16 protein-coding genes are annotated in these 18,267 nt (G+C 62.8%); 14 read left to right on the top strand and 2 right to left on the bottom strand.

What is annotated here, in order from left to right; genetic code table 11:
- Positions 1 to 182 precede the first annotated feature (182 nt).
- The 3 genes from CCR82_RS03635 to CCR82_RS03625 all read left to right on the top strand — a co-directional run bounded on the left by CCR82_RS03635 (position 183) and on the right by CCR82_RS03625 (position 4,771).
- Complete coding sequence (locus CCR82_RS03635; RefSeq protein ID WP_201244030.1) at positions 183 to 1,574, top strand: ribulose-bisphosphate carboxylase; 1,392 nt, start codon at positions 183 to 185, stop codon at positions 1,572 to 1,574.
- A gap of 110 nt (positions 1,575 to 1,684) precedes the next feature.
- Complete coding sequence (locus CCR82_RS03630; RefSeq protein WP_201244028.1) at positions 1,685 to 2,494, top strand: CbbQ/NirQ/NorQ/GpvN family protein; 810 nt, start codon at positions 1,685 to 1,687, stop codon at positions 2,492 to 2,494.
- Positions 2,495 to 2,518: 24 nt separating this feature from the next.
- On the top strand, positions 2,519 to 4,771 hold the full coding sequence (locus CCR82_RS03625) for a nitric oxide reductase activation protein NorD (protein WP_201244026.1): 2,253 nt from the start codon (positions 2,519 to 2,521) through the stop codon (positions 4,769 to 4,771).
- Here CCR82_RS03625 and phaR read toward each other — a convergent pair.
- On the bottom strand, positions 4,768 to 5,247 hold the full coding sequence (gene phaR, locus CCR82_RS03620; protein WP_201244093.1) for a polyhydroxyalkanoate synthesis repressor PhaR: 480 nt from the start codon (positions 5,245 to 5,247) through the stop codon (positions 4,768 to 4,770). The two genes, CCR82_RS03625 and phaR, sit on opposite strands and share 4 nt — an antisense overlap.
- 165 nt (positions 5,248 to 5,412) lie before the next feature.
- Positions 5,413 to 6,597 carry an acetyl-CoA C-acetyltransferase gene (locus CCR82_RS03615; RefSeq protein WP_201244024.1) on the bottom strand — a complete coding sequence of 395 codons (1,185 nt, stop codon included), beginning with the start codon at positions 6,595 to 6,597 and terminating at the stop codon, positions 5,413 to 5,415.
- 246 nt (positions 6,598 to 6,843) lie between these two features.
- Between CCR82_RS03615 and phaE the strand changes: the two genes are divergently transcribed.
- From phaE to CCR82_RS03560, 11 genes are all read left to right on the top strand, one after another.
- Entirely contained in the window at positions 6,844 to 8,022 is a 1,179-nt protein-coding gene (gene phaE, locus CCR82_RS03610; RefSeq protein WP_201244022.1) for a class III poly(R)-hydroxyalkanoic acid synthase subunit PhaE, read from the top strand.
- Between the two features lie 167 nt (positions 8,023 to 8,189).
- Positions 8,190 to 9,254, top strand: coding sequence for a class III poly(R)-hydroxyalkanoic acid synthase subunit PhaC (locus CCR82_RS03605; RefSeq protein ID WP_201244092.1), 1,065 nt, complete (start codon positions 8,190 to 8,192; stop codon positions 9,252 to 9,254).
- A 317-nt stretch (positions 9,255 to 9,571) separates the two neighbouring features.
- Positions 9,572 to 10,714, top strand: a complete 1,143-nt coding sequence (locus tag CCR82_RS03600; protein ID WP_201244020.1) for a tyrosine-type recombinase/integrase — start codon at positions 9,572 to 9,574, stop codon at positions 10,712 to 10,714.
- Entirely contained in the window at positions 10,711 to 10,962 is a 252-nt protein-coding gene (locus CCR82_RS03595; protein WP_201244018.1) for a hypothetical protein, read from the top strand. Before CCR82_RS03600 ends, CCR82_RS03595 begins: the two co-directional genes overlap by 4 nt.
- A complete protein-coding gene (locus tag CCR82_RS03590; protein WP_201244016.1) occupies positions 10,959 to 11,558 on the top strand; it encodes a hypothetical protein in 600 nt (199 codons plus the stop codon). The genes CCR82_RS03595 and CCR82_RS03590 overlap by 4 nt, the downstream gene beginning before the upstream one ends.
- Before the next feature lie 144 nt (positions 11,559 to 11,702).
- Positions 11,703 to 11,963: a hypothetical protein gene (locus CCR82_RS03585; protein ID WP_201244014.1), complete on the top strand. Its 261-nt coding sequence runs from the start codon at positions 11,703 to 11,705 to the stop codon at positions 11,961 to 11,963.
- Positions 11,960 to 12,376 (top strand): hypothetical protein, encoded by a 417-nt coding sequence (locus tag CCR82_RS03580; RefSeq protein ID WP_201244012.1) that lies wholly within the window; start codon positions 11,960 to 11,962, stop codon positions 12,374 to 12,376. The genes CCR82_RS03585 and CCR82_RS03580 overlap by 4 nt, the downstream gene beginning before the upstream one ends.
- On the top strand, positions 12,376 to 12,957 hold the full coding sequence (locus CCR82_RS03575; RefSeq protein WP_201244010.1) for a hypothetical protein: 582 nt from the start codon (positions 12,376 to 12,378) through the stop codon (positions 12,955 to 12,957). Before CCR82_RS03580 ends, CCR82_RS03575 begins: the two co-directional genes overlap by 1 nt.
- A gap of 115 nt (positions 12,958 to 13,072) precedes the next feature.
- On the top strand, positions 13,073 to 15,490 hold the full coding sequence (locus CCR82_RS03570; RefSeq protein WP_201244008.1) for a DUF3987 domain-containing protein: 2,418 nt from the start codon (positions 13,073 to 13,075) through the stop codon (positions 15,488 to 15,490).
- A gap of 354 nt (positions 15,491 to 15,844) precedes the next feature.
- On the top strand, positions 15,845 to 17,626 hold the full coding sequence (locus CCR82_RS03565) for a DNA polymerase (protein ID WP_201244007.1): 1,782 nt from the start codon (positions 15,845 to 15,847) through the stop codon (positions 17,624 to 17,626).
- A 98-nt stretch (positions 17,627 to 17,724) separates the two neighbouring features.
- Positions 17,725 to 18,267, top strand: a 543-nt coding sequence (locus tag CCR82_RS03560) for an IS5 family transposase (protein WP_201244005.1), incomplete at its 3' end; no start/stop codon positions are given.

Here is an 18,267-nt window from a genome sequence, read left to right as displayed (position 1 = left end):
GACAATTCCAGGGGTTTTATCCGTGTATTAGGGGTACCCTGATGCGAGTCGCTGATGGTCCGGCCTTGGGAGACCGCATCATGCGTCGACCGGTCCAGATGCAGCGCAAAGACGCTCAAGCCGCGTGCCGCCACCTGCGGCCGCCGCTGACACGAATGACAACACTGAGGAAGACACCCCCGATGGCACTTGACCAATCCGTCCGTTATGCCGATCTCAGCCTGCGCGAAGACGACCTGATCGCCGGCGGCAAGCATATTCTGTGCGCCTACAAGATGAAGCCGCAAACCGGCTACGGTTACCTGGAAGCCGCGGCCCACTTCGCCGCCGAGTCTTCCACCGGCACCAATGTCGAGGTCTCCACCACCGACGATTACACCAAGAACTTTGACGCCATCGTCTATCAGATCGACGAGGCGACCGAGGAGATGCGCATCGCCTATCCGATCGATCTGTTCGATCGCAACATGACCGACGGGCGCATGATGCTGGTCTCCTTCCTGACCCTGACCATCGGCAACAATCAGGGCATGGGCGACATCGCGCACGCCCAGATGTATGACTTCTACATGCCGCCGCGTGCCATCCAGCTGTTCGACGGCCCGGCCAAGGACATCTCCGACATGTGGCGCATGCTCGGCCGCCCGGTGGTCGATGGCGGCTACATCGCCGGCACCATCATCAAGCCCAAGCTCGGTCTGCGCCCGGAGCCCTTCGCGGCTGCGGCCTATCAGTTCTGGCTCGGGGGCGATTTCATCAAGAACGATGAGCCCCAGGGCAACCAAGTGTTCTGCCCGGCCAGGAAGGTCTATCCGCTGGTCTATGATTCCATGAAGCGGGCGATGGACGAGACCGGCGAGGCCAAGCTGTTCTCGGCCAATATCACCGCCGATGATCATTTCGAGATGTGCGCGCGTGCCGACTTCATTCTGGAGGCCTTCGGCCCCGATGCCGACAAGGTGGCCTTCCTGGTCGATGGCTATGTCGGTGGCCCCGGCATGGTGACCACCGCCCGTCGCCAGTATCCGGGTCAATACCTGCACTATCACCGCGCTGGTCATGGCGCCGTGACCTCGCCCAATTCCAAGCGCGGCTACACCGCCTATGTGCTGGCCAAGATGGCACGTTTGCAGGGCGCCTCGGGCATCCATGTCGGCACCATGGGCTATGGCAAGATGGAAGGCAGCAAGGATGATCGCAACATCGCCTACATCATCGAGCGCGACAGCTACACCGGCCCGGCCTATCACCAGGAATGGTTCGGCATGAAGCCCACCACCCCGATCATCTCCGGCGGCATGAACGCCCTGCGCCTGCCGGGCTTCTTCGAGAACCTCGGCCACGGCAACGTGATCAACACCGCCGGTGGCGGCTCCTACGGCCACATCGACAGCCCGGCCGCCGGCGCCCTGTCGCTGCGCCAGGCCTATGAATGCTGGAAGGCCGGCGCCGATCCCATCGAGTGGGCGCGTGAGCACAAGGAGTTCGCCCGCGCCTTCGAGTCCTTCCCGCACGATGCCGATGCCATCTACCCCGGCTGGCGCGACAAACTGGGTGCCGCAGCGCATAAGTAAGCGCTCGAGCAACCCGATGGATGCCCCCGCACCAACGGGGGCCTTTGTTGACAGGGACGAACGCGCGCACAGCCAAGGCCCACTCGATCACTCACCGCTCACCACCAACAATGGCCGAACACGACCAGTACCTCATCCAACGAGAGCCCTTCTACCAGCCGCTGGCACAGGAGGTTGCGCTCTACCAGGCGGCCTGGGATGAGCGCCTGCCGGTGATGATCAAGGGGCCGACTGGCTGCGGCAAATCGCGCTTCGTCGAGTACATGGCCTGGACGCTGGGGCGCCCGCTGATCACCGTCGCTTGCAACGAGGACATGACCGCCTCCGACCTGGTCGGGCGCTATCTGCTCGATGCCAATGGCACGCATTGGCTCGACGGCCCCCTGACCACCGCCGCGCGCATCGGCGCGATCTGCTACCTCGATGAGATCGTCGAGGCACGCCAGGACACCACGGTGGTGATCCATCCGCTCACCGATCATCGCCGCACCCTGCCACTGGACAAGAAGGGCGAGCTGGTCGAGGCGCATGCCGACTTCCAACTGGTGATTTCCTACAATCCCGGCTATCAGTCGCTGATGAAGGATCTCAAGCAGTCGACCAAGCAGCGTTTTGCCGCGCTGCACTTCGACTATGCCGATCATGACACCGAAGCCGGGATCATCGTCCGCGAGACTGGCCTGCCCCAGGAGCAGGCACGGCAATTGGTCAAGATCGCCGAGACGGCGCGCAACCTCAAGGGCCATGGCCTCGATGAAGGCATCTCCACCCGGCTGCTGGTCTATGCCGCGCGCCTGATCAAGCGCGCCATCGCGCCACGTCTGGCCTGCCGCATGGCGCTGGTCGATCCGATCACCGACGATGCCGAGATCCGCGATACCCTCTATCACGCCATCGACGCCGTGTTCGGCGCCGACTGATCACGGCTGCAGCCGCTCCCGCCGATGACCGACGAAGACCTCCGCCTGTCGGCCTATCGCGCCCGGCTGGCGTGCAATTTCCCGCAGATCGAGCCGATCCTCGCCGACTGCCTGCGCGATGCCGAGGCGCGACTCTCGCAACAGGGACTGGCGGACTATCTCGATGGCGCCTCCCTGGTATGCATGATCGGACGCGGCGTCGAGCCCGTGCTGATCTACCTGCAGGAGCTGCCACGCATCGCCGAGCGCCTCGGTGAGGACTGCCTGGAGCTGGTCTCACGCAGCGTCTGGCGTCTGTCGCGCACCCCCAATGGCGCCGCCATTCCGGTGTTCATGCAGAGCATCACCGGGGTGACCGCACGCCTGGGCAGCTATGAGTTGTTCGAGCTGACCATCGATCTGCTGATGGACTTCGCCCGGCGTACCAGCGCCTCGATCCACGGCAACCAATCGGCCACTCTGCCCAGCCCCAGCCTGGCGCTGTTGCTCGAACGCCTGCCGCAACTGCTCGGCGAGCTGTCGCTGAGCGGGCTGCGCCGCTGGATCGACTACGGCTTGCAGCATTTTCTCACCCACCCGGAGCGACAGAAAGACTACTTTAGCCTGCAATCCCCCGACAGCCGCGCCATCCTCCAGCGTGAACGCCACGGCACCCTGCTGGTCGATCACGAACGCCCGCTGGAACTGTATTTGCGCGCCCTATGGCAGGATGGCGATCTGTTGATCCCCTACTCCACCGCCTTCGATCAGCTGCGCAAGCCGCAGCCCTACTACGACGCCCTCGGCATCCGCCTGCCCGACGCCTATGATGCGCGCGCCGGGATCAGTGGCCTGGATCGCTATCGCGCCCTGCTCGCCCACATCGCCGCCCACCGGCGTTGGAGCGGCTCGATCGTCGCCGACAACTACAGCCCTTTTCAACGCCTGGCCATCGATGTATTCGAGGACTGCCGCGTCGAGCAACTGGCCATCCAGGCGTATCCCGGCCTGCGCCCGCTGTGGCTGGCGCTGCACCCGCAGCCCGCCGAGGACGCCTGCGATCCCGACCGCCACTCCTGCATCCGCCACCGCCTGGCGCTGTTCTCGCGCGCGGTGCTCGACCCCGAGCACGGCTACCGCAACCCGGATCTGCTGGCGTTCCTCGAACGCTTCCAGGCGCTGCTGGCGCAACCCAACCACGGCACCGAGGACGCCGCCGCGCTGGCCATCGCCTACATCGCCCGCACTCGCCGCCAGTCCGACCTCTCGCCCCAGGTGTGGTTCACCGACACCGAGGTCGATTATCGCGACGACAACCGCCATCTGTGGCGCTACATCGAAGCCGGCGACGAGGAGGAGTCCTTCGACGAGCCGCCGCGCCGCAGCATCGAAGAGCCCGACCGTCTGCCCCCGCGCCATTATCCGGAATGGGACTATCAGGGCCGGCACTACCGCCCCGACTGGGTCAGTCTGTATGAAAGCTTGCATCCCTCGGGAGAGGCGGCGTCCATCGACCAACTGCTCGCCCACCATGCCGGTCTGGCCAAGCGCCTGCACCAGCTCTTGGAGCGGCTCAAGCCACAGCTCGCGGTGCGCCAACGCTACCAGGAGGACGGCAGCGAGCTGGATCTGGACATCGCCATCCGTGCTCTGACCGACTTGCGTGCCGGCCGCCAGCCCGACCCGCGCATCAACATGCACCATCGCACCGATGGACGCGACATCGCCGTCACCCTGCTGCTCGATCTCTCCGAATCGATCAACCAGACGCCCGAGGGCTGTTCCCAGAGCATCCTCGAACTCAGCCAGGCCGCCGTCGCCTTGCTCGGCTGGGCCATCGAGGCCCTCGGCGACGAGTTCGCCATCGCTGGCTTTTCCTCCAACAGCCGCCACGAGGTGCGTTACCTGCACATCAAGGGCTTCAGCGAACCCTGGGGCACGGATGTCAAGGCACGCCTGGCGGCCATGCAGGCGGGCTGGTCGACCCGTATGGGCGCCGCTCTGCGCCACGCCGGGCACAGCCTGTCACACCGCAAGGCCGACAAGAAACTGTTGCTGATCTTAAGCGACGGCGAGCCGGCGGATATCGACGAGACCGACCCTCAACGCCTGATCGAAGATGCCCGCAAGGCGGTGCAAGAACTCAACGCGACGGGTATCTACAGCTACTGCATCAACCTCGATCCCTTCGCCGATGATTACGTTGGCGCCATCTTCGGGCGTCACTACAGCGTGATCGATTGTGTCGAACGCTTGCCCGAGCGCCTGCCACAGCTCTTCATGAGCCTGACGCGTTAACTCGTCTCGGTGGAATCGGAATCCTCGCGCGCACTGGTCTCCCCGAAACCCGCCGCGCGCAGGAACTCCTTCTGCGCATTGGCCCACAGTTCGAGGTTGCGCTCGGTCATCCGACCCATGAGTTCAAAGGGTTTGGTGCCGAGATCCTCGGCCAGATGCTGCTGCTGGCGCGCGAAGGCCTCGAGCGATTGCTCCAGATAGTGCGCGAACATCCCCTGCATGGTGCCGCCATAGAAGCGGATGATCTGCGCGAGCATGTTGGCGCTGAACAGCGGCTCGCCGCCGGTCTCCTCCTCGAGCATGATCTGCAGGAGGATCGAGCGGGTGAGATCCGCATCGTTGGCGGTATCCAAGACCCGAAACGGCGTGCCCTGCATCACCAGCGCGCGCACGTCCGCTAACGTGATGTAGCGGCTCAACTCGGTGTCGTAGAGGCGCCGATTCGGATATTTCTTGATGATGCGCTCGGCGGTCATCGCATGAACCTGCTGCGTCACTGACTCATCGAGTCAGTGTAGCCCAGCACGAAGACACGCAAACTGTGTGGGATCAACGCATGCACCCGGCATATCGCTAAAACGGCCCAGCAACCGGCTCACAAGCCGGCCGGCTTGCTGGGACAGCTCGGCGATCGTGTCGAATCAATCGCGCGCCACCGCCAAGGCCACTCCCTGGCCACCGCCGATGCAGAGCGTCGCTAGGCCCTTCTTCGCATCGCGTCGCTGCATCTCGTGCAGCAGGGTCACCAGCACGCGGGCCCCGGAGGCGCCGATCGGATGGCCGATCGAGATCGCGCCACCGTTGACGTTGACCTTGTCCTCATCCCAGCCCATTTCCTGGTTGACCGAGAGCGCCTGCGCGGCAAACGCCTCATTGGCCTCGATCAGGTCCAGATCGGCGACCGTCCAGCCGGCCTTCTCCAAGCACTGGGTCGAGGCCGGGATCGGGCCGGTGCCCATGATCGCCGGGTCGACGCCTGCGCTGGCGAAGGCGACCACCCGCGCCAGCGGGGTCAGCCCGAGCGCCTTGGCCTTGGACTCGCTCATCACCATGACCGCAGCGGCGCCATCGTTGACGCCGGAGGCGTTACCCGCGGTCACCGTGCCTTCCTTATCGAAGGCCGGGCGCAATTTGCCGAGGGTCTCGGCGCTGGTATTCGCGCGCGGGAACTCATCGCGCTCGAAGATCACTGGATCGCCCTTGCGCTGCGGCACGGTGACCGGCACGATCTCATCGGCGAAGCGGTTGGCGGCCTGCGCTTGCTCGGTCTTCTGCTGCGAGGCGGCGGCGAACTGATCTTGGAGATCGCGCGAGAAGCCGTAGTGTTTGGCGATGTTCTCGGCGGTCACGCCCATGTGGCACTGATTGAAGGCATCCATCAGGCCATCGCTGAGCATGGTGTCGACCATCTTCCAGTCGCCCATGCGCTGGCCCTGACGCGAACCGGGAACCACATGCGCCGACTGGCTCATGCTCTCCTGACCGCCGGCGATCACCACCTCGGCCTCGCCGAGAGCCACCGCCTGCATCGCCAGATGCACCGCCTTGAGTCCGCTGCCGCAGACCTTATTGATGGTCATCGCCGGCACCTTATGCGGCAGCCCGGCATTGAGCGTGGTCTGGCGCGCTGGATTCTGGCCGACGCCGGCTGCCAGCACCTGCCCGAGGATCACCTCATCGACCTGTTCCGGATCGAGTCCGGTCTTGTCCAGCAGCGCCTTGATCACGGTGGTGCCCAGCGCTGTTGCCGGCAGCGAGGCGAGGCTACCACCGAAGTTTCCGACTGGAGTGCGCACAGCGGCGACGATCACGACATTCTCTGGCATGGGATATCCTCCTCAGGATAAGACTCAACAAAAGATCAGGCTCATGCGGCAAGCCCCCTACCACGAGCCAGGGATCATAAAGCGTTTGTGAGTGATGCATAGGGGTCGCGCACGCGTGACGCTGGCTCGGGGGAGTGCAATCCGGCGCGCGGCGTCAGAGTCTACGGCCTTTTGTTGCAGTGCACAAATTTCCATGCTAGCTTCGTTCGCACACGATCTGAGGAGGCCCTGGCAGGGGTAAGCACGATGGCACAAAACGCATTCTTCGACGACAGCTGGCTCAAGCTGCAACGCGACTATTGGGACGGACTGGCCAAGATGGGCCAGCAGGCGATGGGCTTCGACAGCGGCCGAGCCCAGAGCGACAGCAGCGCATCGGCGCCCTGGCTGGCGGCGATGGAGCAGTGGCGCAAGGCCTTCGCCCCGGCCGCCAGCGACCCGGCGCGCGACTTCATGCAGCGGTTGATGGACCAAGGCAAGGCCTATTTCGGACTCGCCGAGCAGTTCACCAAGGGTTTCGGTGACGCGGGTCTCGGTCAGGGCGGTGACAGCACCCGCGCCTGGGACTGGCTCAACCAGACCATCGAGCAGATGCAAAAAGGTTTCAGCGGCCTCGGCGCTGACCAGGATGAGAGCCTGCGTCGGATGCTCGGCTTTTGGGAGATGCCGCTCGACACCTGGCAGCGGATGATGTCATCGCTCTCGCCGATGATGCCCGGCGACCTGCTGCGCAACATGCCAAGCGGGATGATGCGCGGCCCGATGCAAGAAGGCCTCGAGCAGATGCTCTCGGCACCCGGCCTCGGCTATTCGCGCGAGGAGCAGGCCCAGTATCAAGAGCTGATGCGCGCCGGTATCGACTACCAACGCGCCTTTCAGGACTACAGCAGCTTCTTCAATCAGCTCGGCGTCAAGGCCCTGCACCGGTTGCGCGATGCGCTGCAGCAGAAATCCGAGGCCGGTGAGACCATCGACTCCGCCCGCGGCCTCTACGACACCTGGGTCGGCTGCTGCGAGGCGGTCTACGCCGATGAGGTCATCACGCCGGACTACTCGCGTGTGCACGGCCGTCTGATCAACGCCCAGATGGCGCTCAAGCAGCGCCTCTCGGTGATGGTCGATGAGTCGCTCGGCGCGATGAACATGCCCACTCGCAGCGAGCTGCGCACCCTGCAGGATCGACTGCAAGAGACGCGCCGTGAGAACAAGCAGTTGCGCCAGGAACTCGACCAGATCCAGCGGCGGCTCGCAACCCTGCCAGCGGGCGCGCCGGCCAGCAGCGACACCAGCACGAGCGGATCGGGCACGGGCGCCAAGACCACCACAGCGACGACCACCGGCTCGGCCACGACGGGGGCGGCGAAGAAGACCAGCGCCCGCAAGAAGACGGCCGCCAAGTCGAGCACCAAGTCCAGCGAAGGCTGATGCAGCGTCCGCCGGCCAGTGGTGCGGCCGATGGAGCGGCCCGTAACGCGCTGCGCCGCCTCGCCCCAGCTGAGGCGACGGCCAACACCACCGATTCAATCCCCAAGCACACCACGGACACCGCCAAGACGGGTCCGGGTCAGCCATCTACAGAGGAGCGCCGCCGCATGTTTCCCATCGATATCCGCCCCGACAAGCTCGGCGAGGAGATGCTCGACTACAGCCGCAAGCTCGGTCAGGGCATGCAGAACCTGCTCGATGCCGGCGAGATCGACAGCGGCGTCAGCCCCAAGGATGCGGTCTACCGCGAGGACAAGCTGGTGCTCTATCGCTACCAGCGCCCGGCCGCAGTCGCCCAGCAAGCGGTGCCCCTGCTGGTGGTCTACGCGCTGGTCAACCGCCCCTACATGACCGACATCCAGGAAGACCGCTCGACCATCAAGGGCCTGCTCGCCACCGGCCAGGACGTCTATCTGATCGACTGGGGCTACCCGGATCAGGCCGATCGCTCGCTGACCCTCGACGACTACATCAACGGCTACATCGATCGCTGCGTCGACCACATCCGCCACACCCATGGTGTCTACAAGGTCAACATCCTCGGTATCTGCCAGGGCGGCAGCTTCAGCCTGATGTACAGCGCGCTGCATCCGGACAAGGTGCGCAACCTGGTCACCATGGTCACCCCGGTCGACTTCAAGACCCCGGACAACATGCTGTCGAACTGGGTGCAGCATGTCGATGTCGACCTCGCCGTCGATACCATGGGCAACATCCCTGGCGAGCTGCTGAACTGGTCCTTCCTGTCGCTGAAGCCATTCAGCCTCACCGGCCAGAAGTACGTCAACATGGTCGACATGCTCGACAAGCCCGAGAAGGCCAAGAACTTCCTGCGCATGGAGCAATGGATCTTCGACAGCCCCGACCAGGCCGGCGAGACCTTCCGCCAGTTCATCAAGGACTTCTACCAGGGCAACGCCTTCATCAACGGCACCACGCGCGTCGGCGAGCGCCCGGTCGACCTCAAACAGATCCGCTGCCCGGTGCTCAATATCTACGCGCTGCAGGATCATCTGGTGCCGCCGGATGCGTCCAAGGCGCTCAATGGTCTGACCGGCAGCGAGGACTACACCGAACTCGCCTTCCCCGGTGGCCACATTGGCATCTATGTCAGCGGCAAGGCGCAGAAAGAGGTCACCCCGGCGATCGGCGAGTGGTTAAACGCGCATTAACGAATGGTTAAACGCGCGTATTAATAACTGGAGCCTGATCAGGCTTCTTTCACCTGAGTTGGTTTGATCATCGAAGATGGTGCCCAGGGACAGAATCGAACTGCCGACACGGGGATTTTCAGTCCCCAGACCCTGCCGCAATAGCGGGGGCTGAAGCCGCTAAATCCCGCCATGGGTGACACTATGGGTGACAGTGCACTGTAAATCCATGCTAAGGTGACACCATGCGCCGCAGTGCGAACTGACGCGCAAAACGAAACAGCCCAGGGTGGCACCCCCAGGCTGTTTCCGTCACCACCTGCTGTTCGGAGCAGCACATGGCAACCATTGAGAAAGTAACCCGCGAGTCCGGCACCGTCTACAAGGCGAAGGTCCGCAAGCAGGGGCACCCTACCGTTACCCACAGCTTCAAGACCCGATCAGCTGCCGAACGCTGGGGCCGCAAGTACGAAGCACAGATAGACGAAGGCAACGCCGGGCTAATCAGCGAAGCCCAGCAGCACAAGCTGGCCGATGCGATCAAGAAGTACCGCGCCGAATTCCTGCCCAAGCTGCGCCCCGAGACTGCCCGCAAATATGAGCAGCATCTAGATTATTGGGAGCCGCACCTAGGCCACCTTCGCCTATCCGAGCTGACCGCCGCCAAGATTGCCGAGCACCGTGATCTGCTTGCGACTACCTCGATCCCGAGCAAGGCCAAGTCTGCCGACAAAGCAGGGCCGCCCCGCTATCGAAGCCCTGCCACCATCAACCGACACCTTGCCACCTTGGGGGCCGTGCTGACCGCTTGCGTCAAGCAGTGGCACTGGCTGCAAGTCTCGCCGCTTCAGCAGGTGGCAAAGGGCAGTGAGAACAACGCCGGTACTCGATACCTGTCCGAGGATGAGCTGCAGCGCCTGCTGGCCGCCTGCCACGAATCTGAAAGCCCCGATCTGCTGCTGGCCGTGCTGCTGTCGATCACCACCGGGGCACGGCAAGGCGAAATCCTGAATCTGCGCTGGAAGGATATTGATCTGCAGGCCGGGGTGGTGCAGGTGCGGGTGGACAACGAAACCAGCACCAAGGGGGGCATTCGTAGCCTACCGATCGCCGCCCAGGTGCTGCCGCTACTGCAGGCCCGCAAGAAGCAGCGCCAGCAGGGCAAGGTGACACCGCTTAACGATGACGGGCTGCTGTTCCCGAGCCGGGTATCGGATAAGCAACCCTTGCAGCTGCGCACCCCATGGGAAACCGCACTGCGCCGCGCCAAGATCGAGCATTTCAGGTGGCACGATCTACGCCACAGCTGCGCCAGCTTCCTAGCCCGCAACGGGGCAAGCCTGCTGGAAATCGGCAACGTCCTAGGCCACAAGTCCGCGAACACCACCAAACGCTATGCCCACCTGAGCGAGCAGCATACGCATGCACTGGTGCGCAACATGGCTGATGGTCTGCTGGGCACGGCAGGGGGTGAAGGATGAGCAGCAGCCTCGATAGCCTGATCCTAGAGCACCTTCGCCATATCCGGGGCCGGGTGGATCAGATCGCAGATGATGTGTCCGAGCTGAAGCACCGCATGACTGCCCTCGAAGGCAACATGGGACTCGTCAAACGTGAAGTGGCCTATGGGGATGAAACCGACGCCCGCCAGCAGCTGACCCTCGACAAGCTGGCCGATCGGCTGGAACGGATCGAGCGCCGCCTTGAGCTGGCAGGGGGTGAGGGATGAACCAAGGTCCGCACCTTTCGGGATTACACCAGAGTGTAAGCACGCTCTACGAGGCATTAGAGCAGATTTGGCGCGAATGGGGGCAAGCTGTACCAATAACAGAATATGCTCGGGGAAAAATGCCCATCACAGGTGTTCATGTCCTAGTACAGGTTCCTGGAAATGCGCCGATCAAACTAAAGACATTTGATACTACCGTGCTACACCGCTCTTTCTCAGATGACCGTGAACGAAGGTGTGTCAAATACCTTTGTGAAACTGTTCATGCCCTTGACCACCTGAGCACCTTGGATGATGGGAATATTGCTAACGAGCATTGGCAGGAACTTTGTCATGCCCATGAAATAGTATTAGCTGCTGTAATGCACAACATTAAAGCAGCAGAAAATGCAGCTAAAAAAATGGCAGAGCTACGCCACAAAGATAACCATGCTGACAGAGCTTTCATTCAGCAGTGGTATCGAGAAAACCGCGCTACCTACGAGAAAGAACTAGGCGGTAAAGGGGGCAAGGATGCTGCTGCAACCGATGCAAAAGAGCAGCGCCTTGTAGGTCAGGGATGGAGAACGATCAGGGGTTATCTGAATAACGTCTAGCGCCTACGGTCTGCGCAAACTGCCCCCTTTGCGCAGACCTGGCAGCTTCCGGGCATGGCTTCAGACCGTGCCCGAATATCTCGATGCTACCCATGCACCGCAGCGCAACCCCGCGCCGCGCATGAACCATGAGGTAGCATTTCCATGCCTTCGACCCTCGAAGCTGCCCGAGTGCAGCATGAACTGCCCGAGCTGCCGTCACCATGGCGCAGCATTCCCGCCCTAGCTGAGCGCCTGAATGCTGGCGCGAAAACCCCGACCCTGACCGCCCATGCGATCCGGCACTATGTCCGCCGCGCCGATCAGAACGGACTGCAGCCGCATGTCCGCCGCCTTGGTCGCAAGCTGCTAGTCAACGAAGCCGGGTTTATCGCCTGGCTGGAACAGCAGGGGGCTGCACAATGAAACAGCACCTTGATCTGACCATAGCCGCGCTACGCACTCTGTTGGCTGATCTTCCGCCCTTCTACACCGTGCTAGCTGGGGGAGTGCCTGCCCTTACCCTGCTGCGCAACGATGAAAACGGCACGATTAGTCTCGATGATGCGCCCCTCGATGGGCTGGATTTGATACCTGACGATCAGGTGCTGTTCGCTACGGATACGGATATTCCTAGGCCGATGACTGCAGAGCAGTGGGCCGCGCATTACCTGCCCAATGCGGATGCCGCTGTTCAAAACGCCTTAGCGACGATTGCCGCTAGTGCAGGTGACGTGTCTGCAGATATAAACCTAGCCCCGGCTGTTTGGGAACAGTATCTAGCGGGGGCATTGTCGGACAGCTTTTCCCGTTTCTCGAAAGAAGGGGGAGCCGCCTGATGGATATCAATTCCCTCTTTCCATCGAACTACCTGAAAGCCGCCGATCTGCAGGGGCAGGTGCGCAGAGTGACCATTGAAGCCTGCCAACCTGAGCAGCTAGGCCAAGGCGAGATCAAGCCCGCCCTTCAATTCCGAGGGGTGCCTAAAAAGCTGATCTTGAACAAAACGAACGGGCTATTGATCGCCGCCAGTTTCGGCACCGAAACCACCGCATGGGCAGGCCGTGAAATCGAGCTGTACCCCGAAAACGTCATGTTTCAGGGGCAAGTAGTGCCCGCGATCCGGGTACGGGTACCGATCGGGGCCGCCCAAGCACCAGCAGCTGCCGCTGATCCGTTCGCACAAGCTGCACCAGCACCGCAAGCCCCAGCGCCAGCAGCCCCTCAGCCGCCCCAGGCTGCACCGCCCTCGATACCGGCACCAGCGCAGCAGCCGCCCGCTGCAACCGCACCAGCAGCCCCTGATCCTGCCCCAGCTGCACCGCAGCAAGCCGAGCAGGCCCCAGCTGCCGCCGCACCGCAGCAACAGCCCGAGCAGGCCGCAACGCCCGCCCAAGCTGAACTGCCGATTGACTGGTAATCGAGACTGATGCAAGCCGCCCCCGCGAGCACCGGGGGTAGGCTGCTGAGAGGTATTCCCGTGAGCACTATCATTCTAGACCGGGTGGCCCCGCGCCGCCCAGGGGGCTGCTGATATGCACCAGCAAGCCCTCGCTATCGAAACCACCGCACCCTTGCCCCCGATCGCCCAAGCCGCCGCCGATCTAGTGCAGCTAGGCATTGTGCCGCTACGGGTGCAGCACAAGGGCAAGGCCCCGACTGCGAACGCCTGGCAACAGACCACCATGCCCTCGATGGATGACATACCGCGTCAATTCGCCGGGCAGTGCAATCTCGGGGCTCTGCTGGGTGCCCCGTCCGCTGAATTGGCGGACGTTGATCTGGACTGTACCGAAGCCGGGCAGCTGGCCCCGAAGCTGCTACCCGCGAGCTGGTGCTATGGCCGCGATGATGAGGCCGGGGTATTCCAGCTTCGCCATATCCTGCTGCGCTGTCCGGGGATCGGCAAGACCGCCTTTGATGCCCCCGCCCGACTGCACCCCTCGAAGCAGGGCCGCCGCATTATCGAGATACTGGCGACCGGGCAGCAGGCCGTGGTGCCGCCTTCGATCCACAAGACCGGGCAGCAGCTGCGCTGGAAACAGGCCCCGAGTGATGGCCCCCTGGCTGAGATCAGCGCCGATCAGCTGCAACAGCAGGTGGCCCGAGTGGCCGGGGCCGCGCTGCTGGTGCGACATTGGGCCGAATTTGAAGGGAGCCGCCATGATCTGACCGCCGCCCTGGCTGGTGCCTGTTGGCATGCCAGCTGGCCGCGAGCAGAGATTGAGCAGGTACTGGTGGCCATGCTGCAGGTGGCCGATGATCCCGAGCGCCGCGACCGGGCTAGGGCCGTGCAGGACACCCTCGACCGTGCCGAGTCCGGACAACCCGTCACTGGCTGGCCCCGTGCTGCCGAGCTGCTAGGGCATGATCTGGCTGCATGCCTGCAAACATGGTGGCAGGTTGGCATGCAGGGCACTGCCGATCTGGGCTTGACCTTCGGGGGGCAGACTGCCGAGCAGGTGCAGGTGCCGCAATCACCGGGCACGGCTGCTGCCGATGATTGCGCCGGGCTGACCTTCGGGGGCCGATCGGCTGAGCAGGCCACCGGCACCAGCAGCCCCTCGACCGCATGGGCCACCGGGTTAGACTGGCCCGAGCTGTTGGAATTCGAGACAGGCACCGATCCCGCCGCAGCTGCTGCCCAAGCCTACCCCCTCGATGCCCTAGGGCCGATCCTGCAGCCTGCCGTGCAAGCCCTGACCGAGCGCCAGCAGGTGCCCGTGGCACTGGCCGCGCAATCCTGCTGGGCCGCCGCTGCTGCCGTGGTGCAGGAACGCTATAACGTGATCTGCGATGGCCGCACCATCCCGCTCAGTCTCTGGCTGGTGCTGGTGGCCCTGCCGGGGGAGCGCAAGACCAGCACCGACGAACAAGCCTTTCGGCTGATCTATATCCGCATGAAGGAAGCCATGGTGCGCTACCAGACTGCCCTCGAAGCCTGGAAGTCCGCCAAGCTGGGCAAAGATGCCCCTGATCCGGGGCCACGCCCGCGCAAGCCTGCATGGCTGCTGACCAGCTGCACCACCGAGGGGTTAGTCAAGACCCTCGATATGCACTGGCCCGCCCTGACCTTGACCAACAGCGATGCCGCCGCTTGGCTCGGGGGCTACAGCATGCGGGAGGGGAGGGACACGGCAACCGCTGCTGTGCTGTCGGGGCTATGGTCTGGCAGCTTTCATGCTGAAGCAAAGGCAAGCCTCGATGAAGCGACCGCGCTGTATGGCCGCCGCCTATCGCTGAGCATGATGCTGCAGCCCGAGGTGGCCGCCGCGCTATTCGACAGCCGCACCTTGGCCGGGCAGGGATTCCTGAGCCGATGCCTGCCCGCGTTTCCGCCCTCGACCATTGGCAGCAGACCCTATCGCCGTCGCACCGAGGATGACCGGCTGCACCGCTTCGAGCAGGCCCTTGATGCCCTGCTGGCGCGTACCCCCGAGATCAACCTCGTCACGGGTGAACTGCAGCCCCAGGCCCTGCCCCTCGATGATGTTGCTTTCGAGAGCTGGATCAGCGTTCACAACCGCTATGAGTCTGCCCTGCTAGGCGAGTACCGCGATATCCGAGAGGTGGCGAACAAGGCCCCTGAGCAGGTGCTGCGACTGGCCGGGGTGCAGGCCGCCCTGGAAGGGGCCGGGCAGGTGCAGCAGGGGCATATCGACAGGGCCGCCCGCTTGATGGATTGGCATCTAGGCGAGTGGCAACGGATCAGCGCCAAGCTGGTAGAGCACCGCCGAGAGGTGGCCCTGCCGAAGCAACTGCATGATTGGATGCTGCAACGCCTGACTGTTGCCGGGCAAACGGTATTCAGTCTGCGAGAGACGTACAAGGATGGGCCGCGCATGGTGCGGGGGCAGTCTCAGCTGGCGCGTGAACTGATGGCTGAGCTACTGCGCCGGGGCTATGTCCGGGTGCATGGCAAGGGCTACGAACTACGCCCTGATGATGCCTAACCTCCAAGGGGACTATCTGGCCCCCTGGCGACATGGCCCCCAGCACCTGCAGACCTTGGCCCCCAATGGCCCCCAAACGGGTGCAGTGTCGCCATGGGGCCAAGGGTGCCCCTGCAAAACAGGTGGAGAACTGCCCGCGTTAGCCTGTGGATAACCCGTTGATCGAAATCAGTCGCCTTTTATCCACAGATCATGCACAGCATCCATGCCCAATAGCACCCCCTTTATGCTTTCAGCAACCTGCTGTCATGCAATCGGTTTTGTGCCATTAGGCGACTTATTCACGCCGCTTATTATCACTACGAATGACATATAAAAACTTTGATAATAAGCCCGAGCACAGGCCCGACGTTGATGCTTGACCCTACCCTGATCCGTTATGTTACCGATTCGAGCGAAGCCGCCCGCCGCGCCGCCCAGCTGGCCGCTGAACCCGTGCTTGGCGTCGATATCGAAACCTATCCTGCAGCCGCCTATCGTGATCGCCCAGGGGCTGCCCTCGATCCGCAGACTGCCGAGATCAGGCTGCTACAGGTGGCCGCCCTCGATGGCCGGGTGGCCCTGTTTGATCTGCAGCAGGTGCCCCTCGATGCCCTAGCCCCGCTCAGTGCCGCCCCATGGGCCACCTTTAACGGCAGCTTCGAGTATCGGCACCTGACCCATGCCGGGCTGACCGTGCCGCGCTTGCATGATGGCATGCTGCTAGACCGGCTGCTGTCGCACCGACTGCGCAAGCTGGCTGAAGTCTCAGCCGATGTGCTGCAGGTGGATATGGACAAGACCGAGCAGGTAAGCGATTGGGGCACGGCTGAGCTGTCCGAGCACCAGCTGCACTATGCCGCCCTGGATGCCCTGGCAACCGTGCGCATTGCCCGCGAGCTGCTGCCGAAGGTAGAGCGCAACGATCAGCGCCGCCTGTACGCCCTATGGTGCGATGTGCTGCCGGTACTGGCCGGGCTGCAGCTGCAGGGGCAATGCTTCGATTGGGCCGGGCATGCCGCGCTGCAGGCCACCTGGCAGCAGGAACGTGACCGGCTGCAGGGGGAGCTGCAAGAACACCTAGGCCCCGAGGTCTCGCCCAACAGTGGCCCGCAGCTGGGCAGCTGGCTACAGCAGCGCCTGGATGCCGACACCCTGAAACGCTGGCCGAAGACCGAGAAAACAGGCCGCCTGAAAACCGATGCCGATAGCCTAGCCCTGTTTGCGCACCTGCCCATGGTGCAGCCGCTGCTGCGCTACAAGGCCGTGAGTAAGCTGCTGAGCACCTACGGCAGCAGCTACTGCAAGCACCGGCACCCCGTTACCGATCAGCTGCACCCTGAATTCAGCCTAGGCTTTACTCGATCAGGCCGGGCTGTTGCCAGCAAACCCAATACCCAACAGGCCCCGAAGCAAGGTACCTTTCGAGAGCTGTTCACAGCACCCCCTGGCAAGGTGCTTGTCAGTGCCGACTATTCACAGATCGAACTGGTAGTGGCCGCGCTGCTTTCCGGGGATCAGGCTATGTTGGACGTGTACCGCAAAGGGGGTGATCTGCACCGCAGCACCGCCGCCGCGATCGCCGGGGTAGCCCCCGAGCAAGTGACACCGCAGCAGCGCCAAGCCGCAAAGCCCGTGAACTTCGGCAACCTGTTTGGGCAAGGCCCTGCTGGGCTGGCGCGAACGGCACAGGTGGACTATGGGGTAGCCATGAGCAGCGCCGATGCAAAGCAGGCCCTGCTGCGGTTCCAGTTGGCCTATCCGCAGCTTGAGCAGTGGAAACGGCAACAGGTGGCCCAAGCCCAACAGTTTCGGCAGGTGCGCACCCGCTTGGGGCTGGTGCGAGACTTCGACGCCCAAGGGGAGGGGTATCTGCGGGGTGAAGCACAGAACATTCCGGTACAGGGCAGTGCTGCCGAAGTCCTCATGTCCGCACTGCGCAGACTACCCCAAGCCCTGACCGGCACCGATGCCGCGCTTTACCATACCGTGCATGATGAGATCACACTGCAGGTGCCCCTCGACCATGCCGAGACTGCCGTCGAAGCCCTGCAGGATGCGATGGTGCAGGGATTCCTCGATGTGTTTCCCGATGCTGGCGACGTGGTGGCCGTGCCCGAGGTCAAGCAGGGGGCAAGCTGGGCTGCGGTGCACTAAGACGCTGTACAGGAACTAACTATCTGATATATAATACATAATTTACGGCTCATGGGGCGATTTTTTGACCAAACCCCTTTTCATTCGGAGCAACCGGTATGACTTCAGACGGCGCTCATCCACGTGCAAGGTACCCAAGTGACTTGTCAGACGAAGAATGGGCTATCATTGAACCAATCATCAACGAGCTTGATCCCTATAAGACAGGACGTAAGCGCGAATCAAATCTTCGCGAGATTCTGAACGCGATCTTTTATCTAAACAAAACAGGATGTCCATGGCGTTATTTGCCAAAAGACTTCCCTTCTTATCATCTTGTTAATTACTACTATAATAAGTGGACGCATAGCGGACTACTCGAGCAGATCAACGCTGCGTTGCGCGCACGTCTGCGCCAAAAGGAAGATCGCAATCCAGATCCCAGTGGCGCGATCATTGATAGCCAAAGCGTCAAAGGCACGCCTGAGTCGTCGATTGAGTCTGGCTTTGATGGGGGCAAGCTCGTCAAGGGCCGTAAGCGCCATATTGTAGTCGATACAATGGGTTGTCTCTTGGTCGTCTACGTGCATGCCGCCAACATCTTTGATGGCAAAGCGGCCCGCGACGTCCTGACCCGTTTGTTCGTCATCCTGCAAAGCGTA

Origin of the sequence: Halochromatium salexigens (assembly GCF_016653295.1) — a bacterium.
GTDB classification, from domain to species: domain Bacteria; phylum Pseudomonadota; class Gammaproteobacteria; order Chromatiales; family Chromatiaceae; genus Lamprobacter; species Lamprobacter salexigens.
This window is presented reverse-complemented; position numbering and strand designations above follow the sequence as displayed.